Below are 23,322 nucleotides of genomic sequence, written 5' to 3' on the forward strand. Positions count from 1 at the left end.
GTGCAGTGCGCGTGCAAGTAAGGGGAACCCCAGCGATGACGAGCTCTTCCATCGCCGGGAGCAATTTCACCCTCGGCACACTGAGGACGACCGCCAGCCATACGATCGGCATTCCTCACTTGATCGAGCTCCTGCGCGAGGTGCCAGTAGATGCGGCCGCTGAGCAGTACCGTGAAGCAGTAGTAGACGGTAACGTCCTCGGTCGTCCGACGCTGGCTGGTCGGCAGCGTTCGTTCCGGCACCTGCGCGAGCTGTACTTCCTCGATCCGGCTCGCCCGGAGTTCACGGCATTGCGGCGCTTTTGGGATATCGACCCGGCGTCGCACCCGCTCCTCGCGGGCTTGTTGGCCGTCACACGCGACCAGGTGCTTCGCGCTTCGTTTGCCGCGATTGCGGACCTGCCCGCGGGGTCGAGTGTGACCTCGGGTGACCTCACCGCTGCGGTTGCCGCACAGTTCGGCAACGAAATGTCAGACTCCACGCTTGGGAAGACTGGCCGCAACACTGGTGCCTGTTGGACCCAGACAGGTCATCTCGTCGGTCGCGCCAAGAAGGTGCGCACCGAGGTGGAGGTCCACCCGGCGGCCATCGCCTATGCGGCCTACCTGGGGCACCTCGCCGGTCGGCGTGGACTCGGTGTCCTGGACAACCCGTGGTCGCAGATCCTTGGAATCGCGCCGGGCCGGACGTTGCAGGCCTTGAGGGAAGCGCACACTCACGGACTTCTCGACCTACTCGTGGCGGGCAACGTCGTGGACGTGTCCTTCCCCGCCCTCGGCGGTGTCGCATGAGTCGTGTCTCTGATCTCGTCGACGCCTACAAGGCCGAGCTGTCCCTGACGTGGAGGGACAATGTCTCCGGCGGGGAGCGTGTCTGGATGCTCGTCTACCCGCCCGACCTCGAACGCCAGATGCGCCACGCGCTGCCCAGCATCGAGTTGGCCACCACCCAGGCGGGTCGTGGCTGGACCGTGCTGGACGTGACCGACGACTTCGGGCGCTGGCTATCCGCACACCGGCACGCTGAGGCCTTTTACGAGGAGCCGAGCGACCTCACGCCGTCGATCCTCGACCAGTTCGAGACGATACTGGTCGCGCGCATCCGACAGACCCTGATGGAGGCTCCCGTGAACGCCGTTGTGGCGTTGGTCGGGATCGGCTCGATCTTCCCGTTCTTGCGCGCGTCGAGCGTGATCAAGTCCGTCGATTCCGCTGTGACCGGCCGCCTCCTCGTTCTCTTCCCGGGCCTTCACGACCCTGAGACTCATTCATTCCGCTTGCTCGACGCGCGCGATGGGTTCAACTATCGCGCTCGCGTCATCGACCCGCAGAAGGACCTAGCGTGACGATCAACAACAACCTTTTCGTCCGGCCACCGCTGAGCTTTGAGATTCCAAACGACGGTGTCACCAATGTCGACCGTCCCGAGGACTCCAACCAGTGGCATGTCCTCAAGTACGAGCTAGAAAGCTTCGTCTGCGAGGGCGAGTACGAGCACGGCCTCCAGCGCATCCTCGACTCGTACGTCGGCCACCGAAACCGAACGACGCAGCCCGCAGTATGGGTCTCGGGCTTCTATGGCAGCGGTAAGTCCCACCTCGTCCGCGTGCTTCAACACCTGTGGGCCGACACAAACTTTCCGAATGGTGCGACTGCGCGGGGGCTGACCAACATCCCGCAGGGCATCCAGGATCAGTTGACGGAGCTGACGACTCTCGGCCGCCGGGATGGCGCCGCACCGTGGGCCGCCGCCGGCGCGCTCGACAGGAGCGGCGACACCCTCAATTCAGTATTCCTCTCCATCGTCCTCGGAGCCGCCGGGCTGCCCACGCGCGTCGCGCCCGCCCAAGTGGCTCTCTGGCTTGCGAGCAACGGGCACCTCAACGCCGTCCGCGACCACATCACGACCAACGGCGGCAATTTCATCGAGGAACTCGGCGAGTACAACCTCAGCACGCTGCTCGCAAACGCCATCCTCACCTCCGACCCAGAGTTCGCCGCATCAGCTAAGGATGTGCGTGCCGCGCTTCGCAGCCAGTTCCCGCCGGACATACGGTCATTCTCCACTGACGAGACCGTAGCGCTACTCAAGAAAATCCTTGAATACGTCGGCAACGGTCAGATCCCGCCGTCGCTGATCATCCTCGACGAGGTACAGCAGTACATCAGCGGCGACGGCGGCCACGCGATGGAGGTGCAGAACCTCGTCGAGTCCGTGTCCCGTGAACTCACCGGTCGCGTGTTGCTCGTCGCCACGGGCCAGCAGGAGTTGACGGCGGACTCAACACTCCAGAAAATCCAGGACCGCTTCACCGTGAAGGTCGTGCTTAAGAATCAGGACGTCGATGCCGTCGTCCGTCGCGTACTGCTGAGCAAAGAGCCCGCAAAGAAGCCGGACCTCGACAGCACGCTGGCGTCGGTCGCTGGGCAGATTTCACGGCAACTCATCGGAAGCAAGATCCAGCACACCGCGGAGGACGACAAGGACCTCGCCGAGGACTACCCCCTACTTCCTGTACGGCGTCGATTTTGGGAGAGCGTGCTTCGCCAGGCCGACGCCGGCCGCGCCGGACAGCTTCGCTCCCAGCTCCGGATCGTGCACGAGGCGAACCGTAAGGTTGCGCCGGAGTCACCGGGCACAGTGGTCGGTGCGGACTTCCTTTACTCCCAGAAGCATGAAGACTTGAATGGCGCGGGGCTGCTCCTCAAGGAGACGCAGACGCTGATCCACGAGCAGTGGCAGAAGAACGCTCTGCGTGGGCGCGTCCTCGGCCTGATCCATCTCATCGGTCTGCTCCCGACTTCGGGGCATGGGGATATCGGCGTGCGCGCCTCGGCAGACCATCTCGTCGACCTGCTCGTCGAAGATCTCGCCCACGATGGCGACAGGCTTCGACAAGAAGTACCCGCCGTGCTCGAAGCGCTCGCAGAGGAGGGCATCATCCAGCAGGACGGCGAGGAGTTCCGTCTTCAGACGAAGGCGGGCCGCGATTGGGACGAGGCATTCCGCAAGCACCACGCCCAGGTCACCGACAGCGAAGTGAGCGCCGAGCGTGATTCGCTGCTGCTCTCGGAAGTCGGCCGGTCGCTGCCCGCGTCGATCCAGCAGGGGCGCGCCAAAGTATCGCGCAAGCTTGTCCTGCACGCCGATGCGTCGCACCCACCCGACTCCGAGGCGATCCCGGTATGGCTCCGCTCAGAGTGGGACGAAGGGATCACGGCGAAGCAGTTTGAGGAGGCCGCCCGCAGCCTTGGCGTCGACTCGCCGATCGTCCTCGTCCACGCTCCCCGACGCCAGGCCCCCGCGTTCGCAGCTGCGGTCCGCAAGAAGCTCGCTGCACAGCGAGTGATCGACCAGCAGGGCATTCCGCAGGATGATGAGGGCAAGCAAGCCAGAAGTGCGATGCAGACCCGCCTTAACCGCGCGACGGACCAGGTGAACTCCCATGTCCGCGACGTCACCTCTAAGGCAAACGTTCTCCTCGGGGGCGGAACCGCACCCGGCGGAGTCAGCCTGCGCGAACGGATCGAAGCGGGCGCGCAGGACGCCGCGACGCGGCTCTTTCCCCGGTTCGCCGAGGCAGACGACAATCGTTGGCCGCAGGTGATCGCCAGGGTCAAGAGCGGGTCAGCGGCTGATGCCCTTAAGGCCGTCCATCACGACGCCGACCCTGAGCAGCATCGCGTCATCAAAGAGGTGCTCAGCCACATCGGCTCGGCTGGCACCTCCGCAAACGACGTCGAAAAGGCCGTCACCTCGAAACCGCTCGGCTGGCCGAAAGATGCGCTCATGGCTGCCCTCGGTGTGCTCCTCGACACCGGGGTGATTCGAGCGACGCTCAACGGCAGCGAAGCAACGACTATCGACGTACTCAAGCAGACCCGCCTTGGCAATGTGCAGCTCCGTCGTGAAGTGACAGTTCTCAAGCCTGCCGAGAAGATTCAGGGCCGCCAGGTGCTAAGCGCCCTTGGATTTCCGACCGATAACGATGGACTCGTCTTAGCGGTCGAGCAGGCCGTGGAGTCGCTCGTTCAGCGCGCGAAGGACGTGAGCGGACCGGCACCGCTCCCGGACATCAGCGTCCCGAACAAGATCCAGGTCATCCTCAGCAGTTCAGGCAACGACCGAGTGCACGCCTTGCTAGGCGCGAAAGACGAACTCACGAGCTTCAAAGACAGGCTCGGGGAGCTTGAGCGCCGCAGCAAGAGCCGAACTACAGCCTTGGCGCTCGCGCGCTCGCTCGCCACATCCTCTGCCGGGTTAGAGACCGCGTCGCCTGTACGCAACCGCCTCGTTGCACTGGTGACAAGCCGTGATCTGCTCGCCGACACCGACCCTGTCGCCCCGATCGTCAAGGACCTGGCCGACGCGCTTCGCGACGCGATCCACTCAGCTGCGGGCGCGCTGAGGGACGCCCGCACGCAGGCCGTCGAAAGCCTCGAAGCGCAGCAGGCATGGAAGCCGCTTGACCAGGCGCAACGCGCATCGCTCCTCGCGGATCACCACCTCGCTGCAGAGCCGGAGCCCAATCTGGCCGATGCATCGGCCGTACTGGCGGTGGCGCAGGCGCGACCTCTCCAAGGGTGGACCGCCGAATTGGACGCGATCCCGCAGCGTGCCTCTCGCGCTCTGGAAGCGGCCATGCGGCTCACGACCCCTGCGGCGAAGACCGTCACGGTTACCGTCTCCACGGCGAGCCTGAGCAGCTCGGACGAAGTCGAGCGGTACATCGACGAACTGCGGTCGCAGCTTCTCGAAGCCCTGAGCAGCAATGACACTGTCGTGGTCAAGGGCTGATCATGACCGAAGCCACGATTACCGTCCTGAATTCCGACCAACGGCGCTTCCTCGATACCCAGACGCAACGCGCCCGCGAGGCGGCACAGCGCGCAGCCGAGGGCGCCCTGCGCGCACTCGCGGTCGGTGAGCCGAGCCGGCCTGACTACCTGAGCGAGGAGCAGAACGGGCTTCGCCTGGCGCTTCGGGACAAGGGTCGGCAACTCGGCGACGACACGTCGCGAGCGAGCGCACCCCTCACAAACCTCGTTCATGACGTCGCCTATGAGCAATGGCACCGCTTGCTGTTTGCGCGCTTCCTGGAGGTCAACCAACTCCTGCGGCACCCCGAGTACCGCGACATCCCGTTGTCGCTGGAGGACTGCGGCGATTTTGCGCCCGATCTCGGCGAACCCGACGCGTGGGCCGTTGCCGCTCGCTTCGCCTCAGAGATACTGCCCGGTGTCTTTCGCCTGACCGACCCTGCGGTACAGGTGCGGTTCGCGGCTGAGCATCGGAACGCGCTGGAGCGTTTGCTGCTGGAGATCCCCGCTGAGGTGTTCACGACTGAAGACGCGCTCGGCTGGGTGTACCAGTTCTGGCAGACGGCAGAGAAGAAGCGGGTGAACGACTCCGGGGTCAAGATCGGTGGCGCCGATCTGTCTCCCGTCACGCAATTGTTCACCGAGAATTACATGGTCCGCTTCCTGCTGGAGAACTCGCTCGGCGCTTGGTGGGTCGCTCGTCATCCCGAGTCGCCGCTCGTCAGCTCGTGGGAGTACCTCCGCCTCAACGACGACGGCACACCTGCCGCGGGCTCGTTCAGCGACTGGCCTGAGCACGCTGCCGACGTTGCGGTGATGGACCCCTGTTGCGGCTCCGGTCATTTCCTGATCGCTATGTTCGGGATGCTCTGGCGTATGCGCGCCGAGGAAGAGGGACTCACACCTGCTGAGGCACAAGACGCGGTGCTTCGGGACAACCTTCATGGTCTGGAACTCGACCCGCGCTGCACGCAGATCGCAACCTTCAACGTCGCGCTCGAAGCGTGGAAGCAAGGGGGGTTCCGCGAACTGCCGGCACCGCAGGTTGCTTGTTCCGGCGTTCCGGTGCGCGGTAAGAGAGAGGATTGGGAAGCCCTAGCCGGAGAGGACGCCGAGCTTCGCGTGCTTCTCGGCCGCCTCCACAGCCGGTTTCGTGACGCTGACACACTCGGTTCGTTGATCGACCCGAGGCCCTCAAGTGACGACGATGCGCTTTTCGGTCGAGATATGACAGTTGGCGTTCAGTGGATTCGGGTGCGCGCCGCCTTATTGAAAGCTCTCTCGGTCGAACGCCGCTCTGAGACAGTCCTCGGCCACGCCGCCCAGGACATCATCAGCGCGGCGGCGCTGCTCGGGGGGCTGTACACGCTCGTGGCCACGAACCCGCCTTACCTGAAGCGAGCTTCTATGGATACGAAGCTCCAATCCTTCGTCGACCATAATCACCCGTTGGCCAAGGGCGACATTGCAACGGCGTTCATCGAGCGTTGCGCCGCACTTGCAGGAGAAAGAGGGACGGTTGCGGTCGTCTCTCCTCAGAACTGGCTTCTCCTAACCACGTACCGCAAATTCCGACAGTCGCTCCTGCAAAAGCATCGGTTCGATATAGTCGCTCGCCTCGGCTCAGGCGCGTTTCGGCAGATTTCAGGAGAGGTGGTCAACGTTGCTCTCGGCGTACTTAGCACCCCTCTAGCGAAAGCTGGTCACGCGATCGCAGGAGTCCTCGTCCAGCACATCGCTGGCGCGGACGAGAAGGCGGAATTCCTCAAGAAATCTGGTATGTCGCCGGTTCCGCAGTTGACGCAGCTCAGGAACCCCGATATGCGGATCACGTTGACGCAAATTGACCCCGCCCACCTACTAGAGAAAATCGCCACCAGTTCGCAAGGCATCACTACCGGGGATAATCCCCGCTTCATTCGCAACTTTTGGGAACTGCCGGGAACCGGTGGCGGTGACTGGGCTCGCATTCAGGGGTCGGTCAGCCCGACTGAGGAGTTTGGTGGCCGCAATCAGGTCCTGTTTTGGGAGAGTGGATCGGGGATTCTGGCCGAAAGTAATGCGGCCAGAGTTCAGGGCTCGGGCGCCTGGCGGCGACGCGGTGTTGTTGTCACTCAGATGGGGAGCCTTTCCGCGACGATTTATGATGGCGATCTATTTGACATGAACGTTGCCGCGATTATTCCAAGGGATCCGAAAGACATTGGTGCGATCTGGGCATATGTCTCCAGCGACGAGTTCGCCAGAGATGTTCGCGAGATTGATGACAAGGTAAACGTAACCAACGCCACTTTGGTCAAAGTCGCTTTTGACCGCGCTCGATGGCAAAGGGCTGCCGAATCTGCCGGTCCTTTCCCATCGCCCAAGTCTGATGACCCGCGGCAGTGGCTGTTCAACGGAAGCGTCGTTTCATCGACAATGCCTCTCCAAGTTGCCGTCGGGCGGCTGCTCGGCTATCGCTGGCCGGATCAAGCTCCGGATGAGTTAGACATACTCACGGACAGCGACGGCATCGCAGCGCTGATTGCGTTGCCGGGGGAGCCAGATCTCGTGACGCGGCTTCGCGAGTTGCTTGCCGTGACGTACGGCACCGATTGGTCGAGTGGACTTGAACGAAAACTTGTGGCTGACGCTGGCGGCAAGAACGGCAGGCTCGAAGACTGGCTTCTTGACCAGTTCTTCGTTCAGCATGTGAAGTTCTTCGATAACCGGCCCTTCCTGTGGCACATCTGGGATGGCCGGAAGGATGGGTTCTCGGCGATTGTCAATTACCACAAGCTAGACCGAAAGACGCTGGAAAAGTTGACCTTCACGTCCCTCGGTTCGTGGATCGACAGACAGAAGCATGAGGCTCGCGCAGAACGGGCCGGTGCCGATGCGCGCCTGGCCGCCGCTGAGGATCTCCAGCGCAGGCTCAAGCTCATCCTCGAAGGCGCGCCTCCCTACGACATCTACGTGCGGTGGAAGTCCATGGCCGAGCAAGCAATCCACTGGGAGCCGGACCTTTACGATGGCGTGCGTTTCAATATCCGGCCGTTCGTGGCCGCCGACCTGCTTCGGTCAAAGGTGAACGTGCATTGGCGGAAGGATCGCGGGACGAACCCCGATGGGTCTGAGCGCCACAACGACCTGCACCCGACACTCGATGAGCGCCGTGCAGCCCGGAAAGCTGCGGAGGCAGCCGAATGACGCTCGTCCGTGCCATAGTCGCCAAGGCCCTTCGTGATGCCGGGGCCTTCAACGCGGGGGCGAACTTTGCCCCAGCAGCCGTTCTGTGGGCCGACCCCGAGCGCACATGGGAGCCGGTGATCCGCAGCCTTCAGGAGGCGGTGCCCATCCTCGTTCTCGGCGAGTACGACCCCGCAACTGGGCAGGGCCCGGCGCTCTGGCTTCGAGCCGTTCTTGCCTCGCCCGAGTCAGCGGAACTGCCGTCTCATCTTGCGGGACGCGATGAGCGCGACCCGTGGGTGATCTATCTCCCTGGTGTCAGCCGAAGTTCCGTGGCCGAGGCATCGGCTCTCGACGACTCCCTCGCGCCGCTCGCCGAGATCGCGATCCGCTCCAACTGGTGGCCCACGGCCCACGGTCAGTCACCGTGGACGCCGCACTCGTTCCTCGCGTCAAAGCAGGGTGCAGGGCTCGACATCGCGGCCGACGCCGCGACGAGGGCCGCCCTCGCTCAGGTGCTGGACAAGTTCTTCCTTGAAGACATTGACGACCTTAAGCGCGTGGGCCGACTCGACTCGTCGCGCCTGCACCACTTCGTTCTCGAGGACTCAGTGCGTATCCTCCTCGAATGGATGAATGAGCCCGACGCAGTGCAGGCCTCGCTCGAAGGCGCGCGGTGGCAGGCTCTGATTTCTTCATGCAAGTCGGTCTTCGGATTCAGCCCTGCGAAGGACGGCGCGCTCACCGCGGCCAGGCAGCTCGGAGGCCGGGCGGGCGAATGGCGTGCTGTCTGGCTGCGGTATGCGGAGAACCCCGGGCGCTATCCGAACATCCCCGGATTGCTCGACCAAGCACGCCCCTCTGTGGTGCCGCTATTTGGAGACACCGACCCTCACCCTGACTCATGGCCCTCATGGAATCGCGACCAGGAAGAGACGTTGCGTCACGCACTCGGCTCGCTCGCAACCCACCAAGGCCCACGTGGCCGGATCGTCGAACTCACCGCCGCGCACTCGGCGCGGGAGGACAACGTCTGGGCGGCCCTCGGGCAGGCATCGCTCGCGCGGGCTGTTGGACACCTCGCCGAACTGGCCGATCGTGTAGCGGCCGCCTCGTCGTCGTCAGACCTCAAGACTCAGATCGCCTGGTACGGCGATGAAGGGCACGTTATCGACGACCTCGCTCTGCGAGCGATCTCAACGGCGAAAACCGCACAAGACCGGGCCGCAGTGACCACTGCGCTTGGCGCGCTCTACGACCCCTGGGTCGACGAGTTGGCGCGGGTCTTCCAGAAAGCGGCAGTCACCGATTATCACGGGCGAACCGGCCTCGACATCGGAGCGGGAACTGCCGTCGTCTACGTCGACGCTCTGCGTTTCGACCTTGCTGCACGCGTGGCTCGGCGACTGTCACCGCTCAACACCGCCGTAGAGACTCGGTTGGCCGCATTTCCCAGCGTGACCCCGACCGGGCAACCGGCCGTCGCCCCCATTGCGATCACCGTGGGCGGTGGAACCGCCTTTGACGCCGCCGACGACCAGGGCCGATCCCTCAAGGGCGCCGTCCTGCGCTCGGCACTCGCGAGTGCGGGTGTGCAGTTCCTTGAGTGGGACGCCGCCGAGGTCGGCAATCCGAGCGGAAAGGCATGGACGCAGACGAACTCGATCGACTCGCTCGGCCATTCGCACGGACATGCACTCGCGGACCTCGTCGACCAGCAGCTCGACCTCGTTGCAGAGCGTGTTCGCGGGCTACTGGACGCGGGGTGGCGGAAGGTTGTCATTGTCACCGATCACGGGTTCCTCTTGCCCGGCCAGGCAGCGCACAAAGTCACTCTGCCGTTGCAGATTACTGAAGGGGACACGGCACGCAAGCCGCGTGTGGCGAGGTTGAAGGCCGAAGCGGCGCGCCCGGACTTCCCGATCCTGCCATGGACCTGGGATTCGGCCGTCGACATGGCGAGCGCACCGGGAGCTGCTGCATTCGAGGCGGGCCGCCTCTACGAGCACGGTGGTTTGAGCCTTCAAGAGTGTGTGATCCCCGTTGTCACGGTGACGCGTGGCGATACGGTCGTTGCGCCCGTCCAGGTTGAGGCCATCCGGTGGACCGGACAGCGATGCCGCCTCGACTACAGCCCCGCGGACGCCGACATCGTCGCTGAGATCCGGCTCCGCCCCGCCGACGCCTCAAGTGTTGTCGGCGGACCGAAGTCGCCTGCGGAGCCGGGCGAGGTCAAAGTACTCGTCGACGAGGAACAAGCCCCCAGTGGAACTGCTGCGTGGGTTGTGCTTTTCGACTCGGACGGTGGGGTTCGAGCCCAAGCACAAACGACAGTAGGAGGCGCCGAATGACCGAGGCAATCACGCTCGACGAGATCGACGAGACCGCGGCCTCGGCGTTCGAGGGGTACGTCGTCCGCAAGGATCTCGCCCAGCAGTTCAAGGGCGCGTACCCCGTCCCGACTTACGTAGGTGAGTTCCTCATCGGGCGCTACTGCGCCACGACGGATGCCGAGGAGATCGAAGAGGGCCTCCAGGTCGTGCGACGCCTCCTCGCCGACCGCACTGTACGAGCGGGCGAGGAGGAGTTGTTCAAGTCGCGTGCACGCGAGCGTATGACCGTCAAGCTCATCGACCTCGTCAAGGCCCGCCTCGACGCCAAGTCGAACGCCTACCTCGCTGAACTGCCCAGCCTCGGCCTCCGCGACGTCCGCATCGACGACGCCGTCGTCCGTGACAACGAACGCATGCTCACCGGCGGCTTCTACGCCGAGGTCGACCTGTTCTACGACGCAGCGATCGCCGAGGAGAACAACGGCAAGCCCTTCGCCATCGGGTCGCTGCGCCCCATCCAGCTGTCGACCCGCGACTCGCTCTCACGGCTGGCTGAAGGCCGCTCACGGTTCACGACTCAGCAGTGGAAGCATCTTCTGCTCCGGTCGGTGGGCTTCGAGCCCGCACAGCTCAGCGACCGCGAGCAGGACGTCCTCCTGCTACGCATGGTCCCGTTTGTGCAACGCAACTTCAACATGGTCGAGCTCGGGCCGCGTGGGACTGGCAAGTCCCACCTGTACCAGCAGGTTTCCCCCTACGCGCACCTGATCTCGGGAGGTAAGGCCACTGTCGCCCGGATGTTCGTCAACAACGCCACCGGCCAGCGCGGCCTTGTCGCCCAGTACGACGTCGTGTGTTTCGATGAAGTCTCCGGCGTCTCCTTTGACCAAAAGGACGGCGTCAACATCATGAAGGGCTACATGGAGTCGGGGGAGTTCTCCCGCGGCCGTGAATCCATCCGTGCCGACGGCTCGATCGTCCTTGTCGGAAACTTCGACGTCGACGTCGCGCACCAGCAACGCATCGGGCACCTGCTGTCGCCGTTGCCGCCGGAGATGCGAGACGACACGGCGTTCATGGACCGCATCCACGCGTACTTGCCCGGCTGGGACGTCCCGAAGCTCAACCCGACGCACTTCACCCGCCACTTTGGCCTTGTCAGCGATTTCCTCTCCGAATGCTGGTCCCGTCTTCGCGACCAGTCGCGCCTCGCGTCAATTCAAGGCCGAGTCAACTACTCCGATGCTCTGTCCGGCCGTGACCTATCGGCCGTCACCAAGACGGTCGACGGCCTCCTCAAGCTGCTGTACCCCGATTCTGAGACCGCGATCTCGGATGAAGACCTCGAATGGACAGTGCGCATCGCCTTGGAGTGCCGTCGTCGTGTCAAGGAGCAGCAGCGTCGTATCGGGGCAGCAGAGTTCCGTAACACTCAGTTCGGCTACCGACTCGGCGAGGGCGTCGAACAGTTCGTCTCGACGCCGGAGCTAGCGAGTCCCGACTCCATCGGCCTCGACCCATTGCCACCCGGCCAGGTGTGGGCGATTTCCGAGGGCAGCGGTGACGTCGGCCCGGGCCTCTACCGAATCGAGTCAGCGGATACGGCCGGCTCGGGCGCACACGGGTTGCTCAACCAGGCGGCTCCTGCTTCTCTCCGTGAGAGTTTCAAGGTCGCAGAGCAGAACCTCATCGCGCAGGCCCGACATCTCGTCGGGGACCGCGACCCTCGGGAGCACAGCCTCACCGCTCAAGTCCGAGCGCTCGACGCGGCCAAGACCGGTGCCGGCCTCGGCCTTCCCATCTTGCTCGCCCTCGCGTCCGCGATGCTTCAGCGGTCGGTCCGCGGCGGCTTGATTGCTGTCGGCAACCTGTCGCTGGGCGGTGGTGTCGAGATAGTTCTCAATGCTGCGCAACTCGCCGAACACGCGATGGAGAAGGGCGCTACGTCCCTGTTGCTTCCGGTGTCTGCCCGTCGCCAGCTCCTCGACGTTAGCGATGAGGTCGCGACGAAGGTCTCATTCATCTTCTACAGCGACGCCCAGGACGCTCTCGTGAAGGCGCTCGACGAATGAGGCCTTCGACGAGGAGATCGCTACATCGGCGGGGATCGGCACGACTGACACCGACCGTGCACAGGATGTTCGCTTCCTAGATAACCCTAGCTCGAAATGTGCTCGCAGAAACTACGGAGGCAGCAGTTGGTCCTTGAACGCACCGTTTACCCGCGCCAATACGGGCATGCTGACCAGTCTTCAATCTCTTGGGGCGGGCAGTTCGAATGGTTCTGGGGCGTTCCGGAAACGCTACGTGCTGCCGCCACGGAAAACAGTCGGCGAGCGATTCCGGCCGCACCGCGGCACGGAGATCCGCACCCTCAATCGAGGGGTTATTGGGCCGCGTTACAAATCCTGTTGCTGCGTCGCCTCGGATGGACGCGCCCCGACCTCGGCCTTGCTTGGTGGTACGACGAGGGCAAGCCGACCGACGATCCAACCCTCAAACTGATATCTGACGCGTGGGATGCAGACGGAAACCTCGATATTTACCTCGGCTGGCTGCTTCTTCGGCGCAACCGATTTCCTGTCGGAACGCCGAACCAAAGTTGGGTAACGTCGACCACAAGCGGCCGGCCGCTCCCCCAACGTTGGCAGCAGTGGTTACGGCAACTCGAGACCTCTGCTCAGGCAACCGAACACCAATGGTTCACCCTCGATCCGGGCGATTCGCTCCACCTCACAGGTCACCTCGGTGAAGGCGGCGAACCGGACCTGGCGGCGTACCTTGCGACCGTGGCGGCCGAGCATCGAAAGGCCGTTTTTGTCACGTCGGCAGCGGACACCTGGTATGTCGACTTGAAGAATCGTGGCGACAAGCTCCCGGTCGCCGGCGTGCAGTCGTGGAAGGTCGACGTCTTCGTGAAACCGATTGGGTATCTAGGCACATACCGCAAGTCCATGCAAACCGGACTGTGGTTCACCGGCCGCCACCGCTACCACGCTGCGGGGAACTGATGCCTGACGAGCAACCGCCAGCGGACCGATACATCGAGACGGAAGCCTGGTGGATCGCGAGCGAGATCGCACGACGCAATCCGCCCTTCGGATAGCCGAAACCGACCACGACGTCGTCGGTTCCTAGCTCTGCGTCTATGCCCCGCAAGCGCCGGCCGAGCAGCAGGTGTTATTCAACCGCATTTCTGGCATCAACATCGTCGGTGATCCGTTCTTTCACCGCAGCTGGAATGACGTCTTCGCAGCCGCAGCGCCCCACGAGATCGTGAAGCGCGTCGAGGCCGGCCTGATGCTCACCCCGCCCTCCCCTGCTCCTCCCACGACCAGCATCACGATCGTTCACCGAGTGATCGCCCAGGTCCTCGCTACCGTCGTCAACGAGCGACGTTCATAGACCATCCGAGGCCAGCGCCCCACCGGCCCGAGCGTCACGGACAACATCAACTGGGCAGGAGACACAGGAGGTCTCCCATCGCTCGAAGATCTCGTCGAACGCTGGTTCCGCGACGAACAGAATGAAGTGTTCCAAGGTCAGGGGCTGACGCACCTGTGGGTGCTCCTGCGCGATCTTGAGCCCATCGCCGTATTCGACATGTACGGCGACATCCATACCACACAAGGAGGCCAAGCCCTCCTGCCCATCTACCACCGTTCACGCAGCATCACCGAGACAGTCCAGGTTGTGCTGAGGCGTGAGCTTCCGTAGCCAGGAGCGCGGATAGGGCGCCGACACGTCCTTCGAAGCGGGGCGAGCACAGGAGAACGAACGGACGAGCTGAACGGCCCGTTTTCAACCTCAGCGAAGGGTCGCGCTACTTCCTCGGGAACAGTTCGAGGGCCAGAGAAGGTACTACCGTTCGTCCTCTCCGATGAGCGCGAGGAGTTCCTCGGCGGAGATCTGCTGCTCAGGGTCACCCCGTCCTCCCATGAGCGTGAGCCCCTCCTTGGTGAGTACGTCTGCGGGATCACGCTTGTCCTCGGCGTCGGGCCAGCGGAATTCTTCAGCGATGGTGCCGTCCCAGGTCAGCACGCGATAGGCGTTCACGCACCTGCTGCATCCGGCGAGGTGCCCTGCCATGGCTTGCGCACCGGTTCCAACCGCTTCGGCGAGGTTGTTGTAGCTCGTCCAGCGCCCGGCGGGGAGAGCATCGAGGATGGAATGAGCTTGAGACCAATCAAATCGGCGCGAGTCGCTGAACCGCTCTCGGTACTGGGCGAGTACCGGCTCCTCTAGCGCAGGAGTCGCCCAGATTGTGGCTGCTTGCGCGGCGAGGGAGGCGGCGCGTTGCTCGATGTGGGCTGCTCCCCATTCTTCGATCTGGCCGAGTCCCTTGTTGAGGCGGAGGGGGCTGTCGCGGAAACCGCCTTGCATGTCTCGCTTCTCGTGGAACGGCCGGTCTGAGTACTCCGGGTTGTAGCCGGTAAGCGTCAGGTTCCCGAGCGTGTGGAGGTAGCGGTCGTGTACGGATTCCCAGTCGGCGCCGAGCTCCTGCTGCCAGGCGCGGGTGACGTGCTGGGGCATGATGTGCTCGATGGTGTACTCCGCTGTGGAGACTTCTTCCTTCCGGCCGTGGTTCTCCATCTCGCGGAAGAAGTAGCCGCGCCGCTTCAGGTGATACATGTCCGAAGTTTTCAGGGCCTCCTCGAACTCCTCGTTCGTGGGGAATCGCCGATAGTCCGGGAGTGTCAGGAGACGGCTGCAGACGCTCTCGACGTAGTGTTCCGTGTCGATGGCGGAGGCGAGGGTCGCGAAGGTCTTGTTCAAGCTGTTCGTGGGGATCCGGCATACGGCGCGGCGGAACAGGTACGCGATGATCGCGTCGAGGATCTCAACGAACGCTCGACTGTCGAGAACGCCGGCAACGTAGTCCGCGTACAGACGCAGCTGGAAGGGGTAGGCGACCGTGGCCAGCTGGTCGAGCTCGCGAAAGCGCTTTGCCAGAGCCAGGTTCGTCTCCGCGCCGAGCGCCATGGCAGCGAACCAGCCGGCATGGTGGCTCAGGTCAGTTACCAGCTGATCGCGGGTGGTCCCGTTCCGCTCCTGGTCGAAGGCGTAGCTTTTGAACGCGTCGTAGATCTCGTCAATGCGCGGGATCGCGAGGGTTTTCACGGTGAGGAAGTGACGTACGAACTCGTCGAACCGGCCCTCGTCGGCCCCCTGGAACTGCCGCTCCATCGGGAACCAGTAGTCCTCGTAGAGACGCTCCTGCCTAGAGGGCGTCAGATCCATCAGCACGAAGTTCCGGATCAGATCAGCCTGGGACAACTTCTTGCCCGTTGCGTTCATCGACTCGAAGACGAGCTGCGGATCATCGGTGCCCCGGGTCAGCTTAACGTCGACCACGACGAGCTTGGCCAGGCCACGGCACACGTCGACGATGACGTCGGTTGTAGCTGCACGTAGAAGGTCCACGAAATATAGGTAGTTGCTGATCACCCGGGAATCCGAGGCCGGTAGCGGCGCGTCTCGGATGACAGCCTTCAGCGCCTCCTTGTCTCGCTGCGACAGGATCAGCTTGAAGAAACCGTCCCCCGACTCGAACTGGTTCGTCAAGTAGAGTCCGCGGATCTTCTGTGGAGCGAACCCCGCCACCGGCTCCCGCTCCTCCTCGGGTAGCTCATCCAGACGAGCAGCAAGGGCCGCGAGCAGCAACGTCACCGTCGTCACACGCTGCTGCCCATCGATGAGGAGGTCAGGCTCGCTCGATGTTCGGGTACCCTGACCTCGCTCGATGTAGACGATCGAGCCAGTGAAGTGACTGCTGAGCCCGTCCCGGGCGCCGGCGCGCGTGATGTCGGTCCAGAGCTGTCCGCACTCTGCCTCGCCCCAGGAGTACACGCGCTGGTAAATCGGTACGACGAAACGATCAGCCTTCTTCAACAGCTCCAGCAGGTTCGCGTCCACAGCTTTCAAAGCGTGTCTCCATCAAATTTTCGACTTGCATGATACTCGAGCGTACGTCGAGTGCAGTAATCGCTACGAGAGGTCTACCGAATCCACGATATCCCTTACTGCAAGGAGCGCATTCTCCTCGGAAGAGGGGCTTTCGGTCGACTCCGCGCTCAACGAGGGGAACATCGAGCGAGCCGAGTTCCTCGCCGGCGTGGCCGACCGGCAGGCTCCGTCGACCGACCACGGCCTCGTCGAGCTCCTCGACGAGTGGGAACGTCTCAGAGGCATCCTGGACTTCGGTGCCGCGGAAGAGAAGTCGTGCTTCCTCGTCGCACGCGGCTCCGCTCCGGCTTCGAAGAGCATCTGGCCGCTGACGCTCTACCCGAGCGGCAGTGTCGAGGTCGTCTTCCAGCACATGCGGAGCCGCCCGCCATTCGACTCGCTCCCTCTGAGACAAGCGCTGCTCAGTCGCCTCAATACCGTCAGCGGCGTCGACCTGCCCGCCGACCGGTTGGAGAAGCGACCTTCCTTCGACCTCGAAGTCCTCGCCGACCGGTCTGCTCGACGGCAACTCGTCGAGGTGCTCGAGTGGTTCGTGGGCGAGCTGACGGCGCACGACAACGCGCTTGACAGCAGGAGCGGATGATCTGGGAGCAGATCATAGCGCGGGCTTGAAGAGCGGACCCGTTCTGGTGTCTCAGAACTCGTTTCCAGTGATCCCACTGGCCGCGTACACGAGTTCGCGCCGCCGCTTCCTTACCGCCCCGCGGTGCTGACCTCAGGCTCCGACGCGAAAGGAGAAGCGATAGTGAGCGCTTCGGGCCGCCCGGCTTGACCTCGCACCCACGGCCCAGCGGCAGCCGGCCGGCTCCGGCCCCGAAAATCGCTAGCGGACACGAGGCCCCGGGCACGGAGGACGAGAATCACCACATTTCACCCCTCCTTCGGCGAGCGACTTCCACAGCGAGGCGTTGGTCTCCGTCATCGCCCAACCGTCGCCGGGCCAGAAGATCGGCCAGCGGGTGTCGCCGCCCATGCGGTTCTTCATCCACACCGTTGCCCGGCCGAACGCGCGCTGCATGGTCAGCGGCTCGACGCCGGTCACCTTCGCCACGTCCTCGAGGGCGACCGCCGCCGGCGATGCCGCAGCGAGGACGTCGAGGACCTCGCAGAAGAGCTTGATGGACTTCGCCTCGCCGGATCGCAGGACCTCGAACTCCTCGAGGGTCCACTCTCGCGAATCCTCGGCCTCCGTGTCGTCGTGATCCACGACTCTTGCGGATCCTCGACCGCGCAGTCGCTCATCGGCGGAGTCGTGCTCGGCGATGAGGCGCATCACGGGGATCACGAGGCTCTCGGGGACGGGGACCATCACATAGTCAGACATGATTTTTTCCTCTTCATGGTGGGTCGGATTCGAACAAGACGAAGCTTACACGTCTCGCATGACTCTTGCAAGACCTCACTGAAGTCTTCACCGGCTCCGACTCTCGAACCCGAGCGCTTCGGCAAGCAACCACGTCGACTCGGCCGCCGCTTCGCCGACCGCAGCAGCGAAGTGATCGTGGTGGCGCCAGGGACGTGGCGCCTCCGCCTCTCGCCCGTCGGGCCACGCCTCCACCCGAGCTGGGCGATCATCCGCGTGATGCCCCGTCTCACCGACCCGCACTTCCTCCTCGGGCCGGTCGAGCTTGACCTGAAGACGAAGACGGTCGCCGAGTACCTCGAGGAGTGGCGGCCTGCCTGAGGAGCGGCGATTCCGGCCCTATCCGGATCGGAGCGTCGGGCCTACTCTCAGGGCTACCACCGCCCCGAGTAGAAGGGTGAGGGCCGCAGATGCGCACGGGATCGGCCAGAAGCAGGGTGCGAGTACTCCTGGCCCCCGTCGCGTGCGTCCGTGACAGAAGTGACGCCGGAGTACACATCTCGATACGAGTGGCTTGAAGCACCACCGGCCAGACGATCGGAGCCCCGATGCACCCCACGCTCGACAACACCCTCCTGCTGTCGCCGCTCATCGTTCCGCCCGAGGCCGAGATGAAGAAGGCCCTGCTGCTGAGCGAGCGGTTCTCGACGATCGCTCCGCGAGGATTTCCACCCACCGAGACTCTCACCGAGATGGAGGATCGAGGCTGGTGGATCGCTGCTGACCTCGACGACCTCGACGAGCTCACGCGAGACCGGGCCGTCCGCGAGTGCATCGACGCCGCAGGGCGGTACACCTTCGCGACCGACGACTGGAAGCAGTCCGACAGGCTGTTCGCCCGCAAGCTCCCCTACGAACTGGAGCATTGGCTTCTCGCGAACGACTACCTCGAACCGGCTTCTTGCGAGGGCTCTCAGTTCCGAGCGACCAGGGAGAACCTGGTCCCCGCGCTCCTCGTGATCTGCGGCCGACGCCTCTGCCAGGCGAAGGGCTGGCAGTACGGCGTGGCCACGACCGCGACCGCCCGGCAGGCGCTGTTCGCGATCGATGACGCCACCGACCAGCGTGCTCTCGCCCTCACGCTCTACGACATCCCCGAGCCGCACCCGGAGGCGACCTTCGACGACATCGTGGCCTTCCGTCAGAGCAAGGAGAAACTCCTCGCCCGGTACATCGACGGCCTCCGGGACGTGCGGCACGCCGTCGCCGAGGCGGAGGACAGCCGGGAGCTCGAGGACGCGCTCCTCACCTACAAGGCGCGTGTCTCCGAGCTGCATCGAGCGTCCGGACCCCTGAAGGGCGAGGGCGGCGGGCGACTCGACCCGATGACTCTGCTCATCCCGATGACCGAGGTCGGCGTCGCGGTCGGAGACTGGTTGACCTCAGGGCCGAGCTTCGCTCCGATCGTCCTGGCGGTGCGGGCCGTCGCCTCGATCGTCACTCTGCGCCGGCACGATGCGACGTCGTACCTCTCCGCCGCGGTGGCCAAGAACCTGATCGAGGCGCCGGAGAGCCGCGCGGTGACGGTCGGTCTACGGGACTGACCGCATCACGGCGGCTCCCGTCGCGAGTCCGACACAGGGGACACCTCGACCGCCTGGCAAACGCGACTTGCCCGGCGGCTGCACCGTTGGAATGACGGTCGAAACGTCTCGCGCCCACCGACCGCTTCTCTCGTCGTCCCGGCTGAAGAACAAGCGCCTGAGGCCGCCCGCTCCCGAGCGGACGAGAACAGTGCCATCGTCACCCGGTGCTTCTGATTCGATACCAGACGATTCGCGAGGACGACACTGCGAGGGTCGCGAGCGGAAGAGGTCGGCACCGCCACACGCCTCGTCACCGTTAGTAGAAGTACCTATTGCCAGCTTTTTCTCAGCGTGCTATCGTCCGGTCACCACTCGCTCAAGACATTGAGCGCCGCCATTCCGATCACGCGGCGGACACCTGTGGAGCACTCCACGGCGCCACCGAGAGGAAAGGGTTCCCGCCTGTGGCGATAACACGTGTGCGCGTCGTCGCCGTCATCACCGTGGGAATCGTCTTAATGATGGCGGTCACTGCAGTCTCGATTGCAGCGCTGGACTTCGGGAGGAACAGAGGATGGTGGGGAGTGAGCGACTCCTTGCACATGCTTCAACACGAACCGCTGGCGAGCCAAAAGCTCCTGGGGCTTGCGCTCGCCACCTCGACGAGTGAACAGCGCTTCGATTCACTCCTCACGTCTGCTGCGGTCGTTTCCAACTGTTTCACCACCGATCCTGAATCGGCGGAGGCTCTTGATCAAGCCATCGCGATTGCCGTTGCCGACGGTTGGACCGAGGCCGCCGACACGAGACAGACATCCACCTGGGCCGGACGGAAGCCTGCGCCGAGCGGAGGAGAAATGACCGCCATTCTGACCTTCGGTGACCACCTGGGTTCCTGCGCCTCGAACGAACTCGGAGTCCGCCTCGTCTACTGAATTCACGTGCGCCACGTCTGATCGAACCCAGTCACCACCTCATTGGAGTGAAATGAAACGTCCAAACACCCTGCGCTTGTTCGCATTGACCGCAGCCATCGCATCCACGAGCCTGTTCGCAACAAGCGCCTCCTCAGGCGCCGCCGCCGCAACGGTGACACGAGCCGTGTCCATCACCCTGGTCGGCGACTCCTACACCGCTGGGAACGGAACCGGCGACTACTTCGGACCGAAGGGTTCCTTCCGCAGCGGTTCAAACTGGGGTAGCGTTTACGCCGATTGGCTGAAGAGGCAGGGCGTCAAGGCGAACGTGACCAACCTGGCATACAGCGGTAACGTCACAGACGATGTGCTGAAGAACCAGATACCCGACGTACCGTCCAGCTCCGATGTCGTCATGCTCACGATCGGCGGCAACGACGTCAAATTCTCGGAGATCGTCGTCGAGTGCTTTGCCCTCGGGGCGAGAGACCCGAAAACGTGCAAGCAGAAGGTGGAGGCTGCTCAGGACGGTCTTCCCGCGGTGATGACCCAGACGAAGCAGATCTTCGCCAAGCTCGATGAGAAGCTCCCGGACACCTCGCAGATCGTGCTCGTCGGCTACCCGTTTCTAAGTGAGGATGTACCCTACACGCTTGCCGAATGCGCTCCGGGGCTCCCGGCCGGCCGTTGCGACTTCTACAAGGCAGCGGAAGGAGTTCGTGCGCTGGGGGCCGAGGCCAACAGGCTCCAATCAGCTCTGGTCGCGCAATGGAATGCCGCCCATTCGACGAAGATCTTATACGTCGCAGACGTGAGCAAGACCTTTTTAGGGCACGAGCCCGACCCGAGCACAGCCAACAAGAACGATCGCCGTTGGATCAACGAATTCGCAGAAACGGCCGGCAAAGCGGGAAGTGACGGCAAGACGTCGGGCCGTTTTTCGTTCGAGAGTTCGGAGTTCTATCACCCCAACATCACGGGACATGAGGAGATGGCTCGCCTTGTCGAGCGCACCGTCGGCATTCCGAGCTCTACTCGCGATGTCGGCGAGAACTCCGAGAACATCGACATTGCATTCGCAATCGATACGACCGGCTCGATGGAGGACGACATCGATGCGGTCAAGCGGAATGTCGGAGCGATTGTGGAGCGAGTGGCGGCTACATCGAACTCCGCCCGCTACGGCCTTGTCACGTTCCGGGACCACCCAGTGGGCGGCGGAGATTTGACGGATTATGCATCGAGGGTCGAGACGCCGTTCACCGCTGACCCGGCCGTCTTCTCCGAGAAGCTGACAGCCCTGGGAGTCGGCGGCGGCGGCGACATTCCCGAGTCGGTTTACAGTGGCGCGATGACCGCCCTCGACTTCGAGTGGCGAAGCGGCGTCCGCAAGGTGCTGATCGTTCTCGGCGACGCTCCGGCGAAGAATCCTGAGCCAGTCACCGGATTCACGTCGACGATCGTCGCCGAACGGGCCTTCGCGATCGACCCCGTTGTGGTGTACGCCGTCGACTCAGGTGAGCTGACCGGCGGAGGAGTTGCGGACCTCGTCGCGAAGTCAGGCGGTGAGGTGTTCCAGACCTCCAGCACCGCGGACATCCCGGCAGCGATCAGCGAAGCGATCAACGCCGAGCTGATCAATCCCTTCGCCTGGATTCAGGGACCGTACGTGCTGAAGGCCGGTGAGGATCTGACGCTGGACGCATCGGCCTCTTACGCGGTGAAGGGCGAGATCGTGAAGTACGAATGGGACTTCGATGGAGACGGCAGTTACGACGCGGAAAGTTCGGCGTCGACCGCGACGCACCGTTACGCGTCGCAGTTCGACGGCTTCGCGGGAGTCCGAGTCACCGACACCGCAGGGCTCACCGCAGTCGGAAGCACGTCCGTTCTTGTTTCTCGGGACGGCGACTCGATCGCGGATGGCGAGGACAACTGCGTGGATATCGAGAACTTCGGGCAGGAGGATCGCGATGCGGACGGAATCGGTGACGCGTGCGATCCGGACAGTGGCCTCCCGACCGCGGATCTGCCCGGCGTCTACGTCGTCGAGGAGAACGGAAGCACTCCGGGTCCGACGGACGTTCCAACGCCGTCCACCTCGACGCCCACCACTGCAGATCTGAAGGTCGACATCGCCGCGCCGTCCGGCGGAACCAAGGGCAAGTCGTTCACGTACACGGTGACGACGACGAACGCCGGTCGCGCGGCGGCCAAGAATGTGGTGACGACAGCGATCCTGCCGCCAGGTGTCACTGTCCTGTCCGGCACGGGCGACTACAAGCGAGCAGGGAGCACGATCACCGCGACGACCGCCTCTCTCGGTTCCGGCAAGACGTCGACCGTGAAGATCGTCGTCAAGGTGGCTGCGAAGGGTTCTTTCACCGCAACTGCAGCGACGGTGTCTGCTCGAACCCCGGATCCTGTCATCCGCAATAACGCGGACCGTGTCGTGACCGTGATCCGATAAGGCCTGTCCGGGTCGAGCTCCATGCTGGTGCTCGACCCGGACAGGACGGAAGCATCGTCCTGCACCAGCGATCTCACCTCTGATCGATGATCGCGGAGACCGGGCGATCCGATGACTCTGCTGATCCCGATGACCGAGGTCGGCGTCGCGGTCGGAGACTGGTTGACGTCAGGGCCGAGCTTCGCTCCGATCGTCCTGGCGGTGCGAGCCGTCGCCTCGGTCGTCACTCTGCGCCGGCACGACGCGACATCCTACCTCTCCGCCGCGGTGGCGAAGAACCTGATCGAGGCGCCGGAGAGCCGGGCGATGACGGTCGGCCTGCGGGACTGACCGCATCACGGCGGCTCACGACGTGACCCCGCCATGCCGGGAGCGACCAGGGGGCTGCCGCCCGGCTTCGGTACCGTCTCCCCCATGTCCGACCCCACTCCCGACACCCCCGAGGTCGCCGCCGAGTACCTCCGCGCGGAGCTGCAGCTGAGGCGCTTCGGGCGACTCCGCCTCACCATCGACATGGCGCTGGGCAGCGGGTTCCTCGCGCCCTACGACCTGGTCGTCGTCCGCCTCGACACCGGCGCCGAGATCATCCGAGTGAAGGCCGATCTCACCGATCCCCACTACCTCCTCGGCCAGGTCGAGCTCGACCTCGAGACGAAGACGGTCGCCGAGTTCCTCGAGGAGTGGCGCCCCGCCTGACCGGGCCGGCACACCCGCGATCCCGGTGACGGGACGGGGCCGCGGCGACCGGAGCAGGACTG

Annotated in this window: 15 protein-coding genes and 1 pseudogene; 14 read left to right on the forward strand and 2 right to left on the reverse strand. The window is 64.0% G+C overall.

The window, feature by feature from the left end; translation table 11 throughout:
* Nucleotides 1-35: 35 nt before the first annotated feature.
* From C5C35_RS14405 to C5C35_RS17430, 8 genes and pseudogenes are all read left to right on the forward strand, one after another.
* Nucleotides 36-791 (forward strand): hypothetical protein, encoded by a 756-nt coding sequence (locus C5C35_RS14405; RefSeq protein WP_104263407.1) that lies wholly within the window; start codon nucleotides 36-38, stop codon nucleotides 789-791.
* Nucleotides 788-1,345: a BREX protein BrxB domain-containing protein gene (locus C5C35_RS14410; protein WP_104263408.1), complete on the forward strand. Its 558-nt coding sequence runs from the start codon at nucleotides 788-790 to the stop codon at nucleotides 1,343-1,345. Before C5C35_RS14405 ends, C5C35_RS14410 begins: the two co-directional genes overlap by 4 nt.
* Nucleotides 1,342-4,797 carry a BREX system P-loop protein BrxC gene (brxC, locus tag C5C35_RS14415; RefSeq protein WP_181134950.1) on the forward strand — a complete coding sequence of 1,152 codons (3,456 nt, stop codon included), beginning with the start codon at nucleotides 1,342-1,344 and terminating at the stop codon, nucleotides 4,795-4,797. The genes C5C35_RS14410 and brxC overlap by 4 nt, the downstream gene beginning before the upstream one ends.
* A gap of 2 nt (nucleotides 4,798-4,799) precedes the next feature.
* Nucleotides 4,800-8,009, forward strand: coding sequence for an Eco57I restriction-modification methylase domain-containing protein (locus C5C35_RS14420; protein WP_104263410.1), 3,210 nt, complete (start codon nucleotides 4,800-4,802; stop codon nucleotides 8,007-8,009).
* A complete protein-coding gene (gene pglZ, locus C5C35_RS14425; protein WP_104263411.1) occupies nucleotides 8,006-10,339 on the forward strand; it encodes a BREX-1 system phosphatase PglZ type B in 2,334 nt (777 codons plus the stop codon). Before C5C35_RS14420 ends, pglZ begins: the two co-directional genes overlap by 4 nt.
* Nucleotides 10,336-12,393, forward strand: a complete 2,058-nt coding sequence (gene brxL, locus C5C35_RS14430; RefSeq protein WP_219814188.1) for a protease Lon-related BREX system protein BrxL — start codon at nucleotides 10,336-10,338, stop codon at nucleotides 12,391-12,393. Before pglZ ends, brxL begins: the two co-directional genes overlap by 4 nt.
* A 96-nt stretch (nucleotides 12,394-12,489) precedes the next feature.
* Entirely contained in the window at nucleotides 12,490-13,332 is an 843-nt protein-coding gene (locus C5C35_RS16755; protein WP_146084612.1) for a hypothetical protein, read from the forward strand.
* Between the two features lie 154 nt (nucleotides 13,333-13,486).
* Nucleotides 13,487-14,038, forward strand: a pseudogene (locus C5C35_RS17430) (hypothetical protein); the annotation flags it as partial.
* A 144-nt stretch (nucleotides 14,039-14,182) separates the two neighbouring features.
* Here C5C35_RS17430 and C5C35_RS14445 read toward each other — a convergent pair.
* The gene (locus tag C5C35_RS14445) at nucleotides 14,183-16,237 is read right to left on the reverse strand and encodes a DUF262 domain-containing protein (protein WP_181134951.1); all 2,055 of its coding nucleotides are present in this window, start codon (nucleotides 16,235-16,237) and stop codon (nucleotides 14,183-14,185) included.
* 34 nt (nucleotides 16,238-16,271) lie between these two features.
* Between C5C35_RS14445 and C5C35_RS14450 the strand changes: the two genes are divergently transcribed.
* Nucleotides 16,272-16,871, forward strand: a complete 600-nt coding sequence (locus C5C35_RS14450; RefSeq protein ID WP_146084613.1) for a hypothetical protein — start codon at nucleotides 16,272-16,274, stop codon at nucleotides 16,869-16,871.
* A gap of 240 nt (nucleotides 16,872-17,111) precedes the next feature.
* Here the strand turns inward: C5C35_RS14450 and C5C35_RS14455 are convergent, their stop codons facing one another.
* Complete coding sequence (locus C5C35_RS14455; RefSeq protein WP_104263416.1) at nucleotides 17,112-17,612, reverse strand: hypothetical protein; 501 nt, start codon at nucleotides 17,610-17,612, stop codon at nucleotides 17,112-17,114.
* Nucleotides 17,613-18,199: 587 nt separating this feature from the next.
* Here C5C35_RS14455 and C5C35_RS14465 point away from each other — a divergent pair.
* From C5C35_RS14465 to C5C35_RS14485, 5 genes are all read left to right on the forward strand, one after another.
* On the forward strand, nucleotides 18,200-19,195 hold the full coding sequence (locus C5C35_RS14465; RefSeq protein ID WP_104263418.1) for a hypothetical protein: 996 nt from the start codon (nucleotides 18,200-18,202) through the stop codon (nucleotides 19,193-19,195).
* A gap of 566 nt (nucleotides 19,196-19,761) precedes the next feature.
* Nucleotides 19,762-20,112 (forward strand): hypothetical protein, encoded by a 351-nt coding sequence (locus C5C35_RS14470; protein ID WP_146083146.1) that lies wholly within the window; start codon nucleotides 19,762-19,764, stop codon nucleotides 20,110-20,112.
* A gap of 166 nt (nucleotides 20,113-20,278) precedes the next feature.
* Nucleotides 20,279-22,564 carry a GDSL-type esterase/lipase family protein gene (locus C5C35_RS14475; protein ID WP_181134952.1) on the forward strand — a complete coding sequence of 762 codons (2,286 nt, stop codon included), beginning with the start codon at nucleotides 20,279-20,281 and terminating at the stop codon, nucleotides 22,562-22,564.
* A 111-nt stretch (nucleotides 22,565-22,675) separates the two neighbouring features.
* A complete protein-coding gene (locus C5C35_RS14480) occupies nucleotides 22,676-22,894 on the forward strand; it encodes a hypothetical protein (RefSeq protein ID WP_104263420.1) in 219 nt (72 codons plus the stop codon).
* Between the two features lie 84 nt (nucleotides 22,895-22,978).
* The gene (locus C5C35_RS14485; protein ID WP_146084614.1) at nucleotides 22,979-23,260 is read left to right on the forward strand and encodes a hypothetical protein; all 282 of its coding nucleotides are present in this window, start codon (nucleotides 22,979-22,981) and stop codon (nucleotides 23,258-23,260) included.
* Nucleotides 23,261-23,322 lie beyond the last annotated feature (62 nt).

This window comes from Rathayibacter sp. AY1F8, from assembly GCF_002932165.1.
In the GTDB taxonomy this organism is placed as follows: domain Bacteria; phylum Actinomycetota; class Actinomycetes; order Actinomycetales; family Microbacteriaceae; genus Rathayibacter.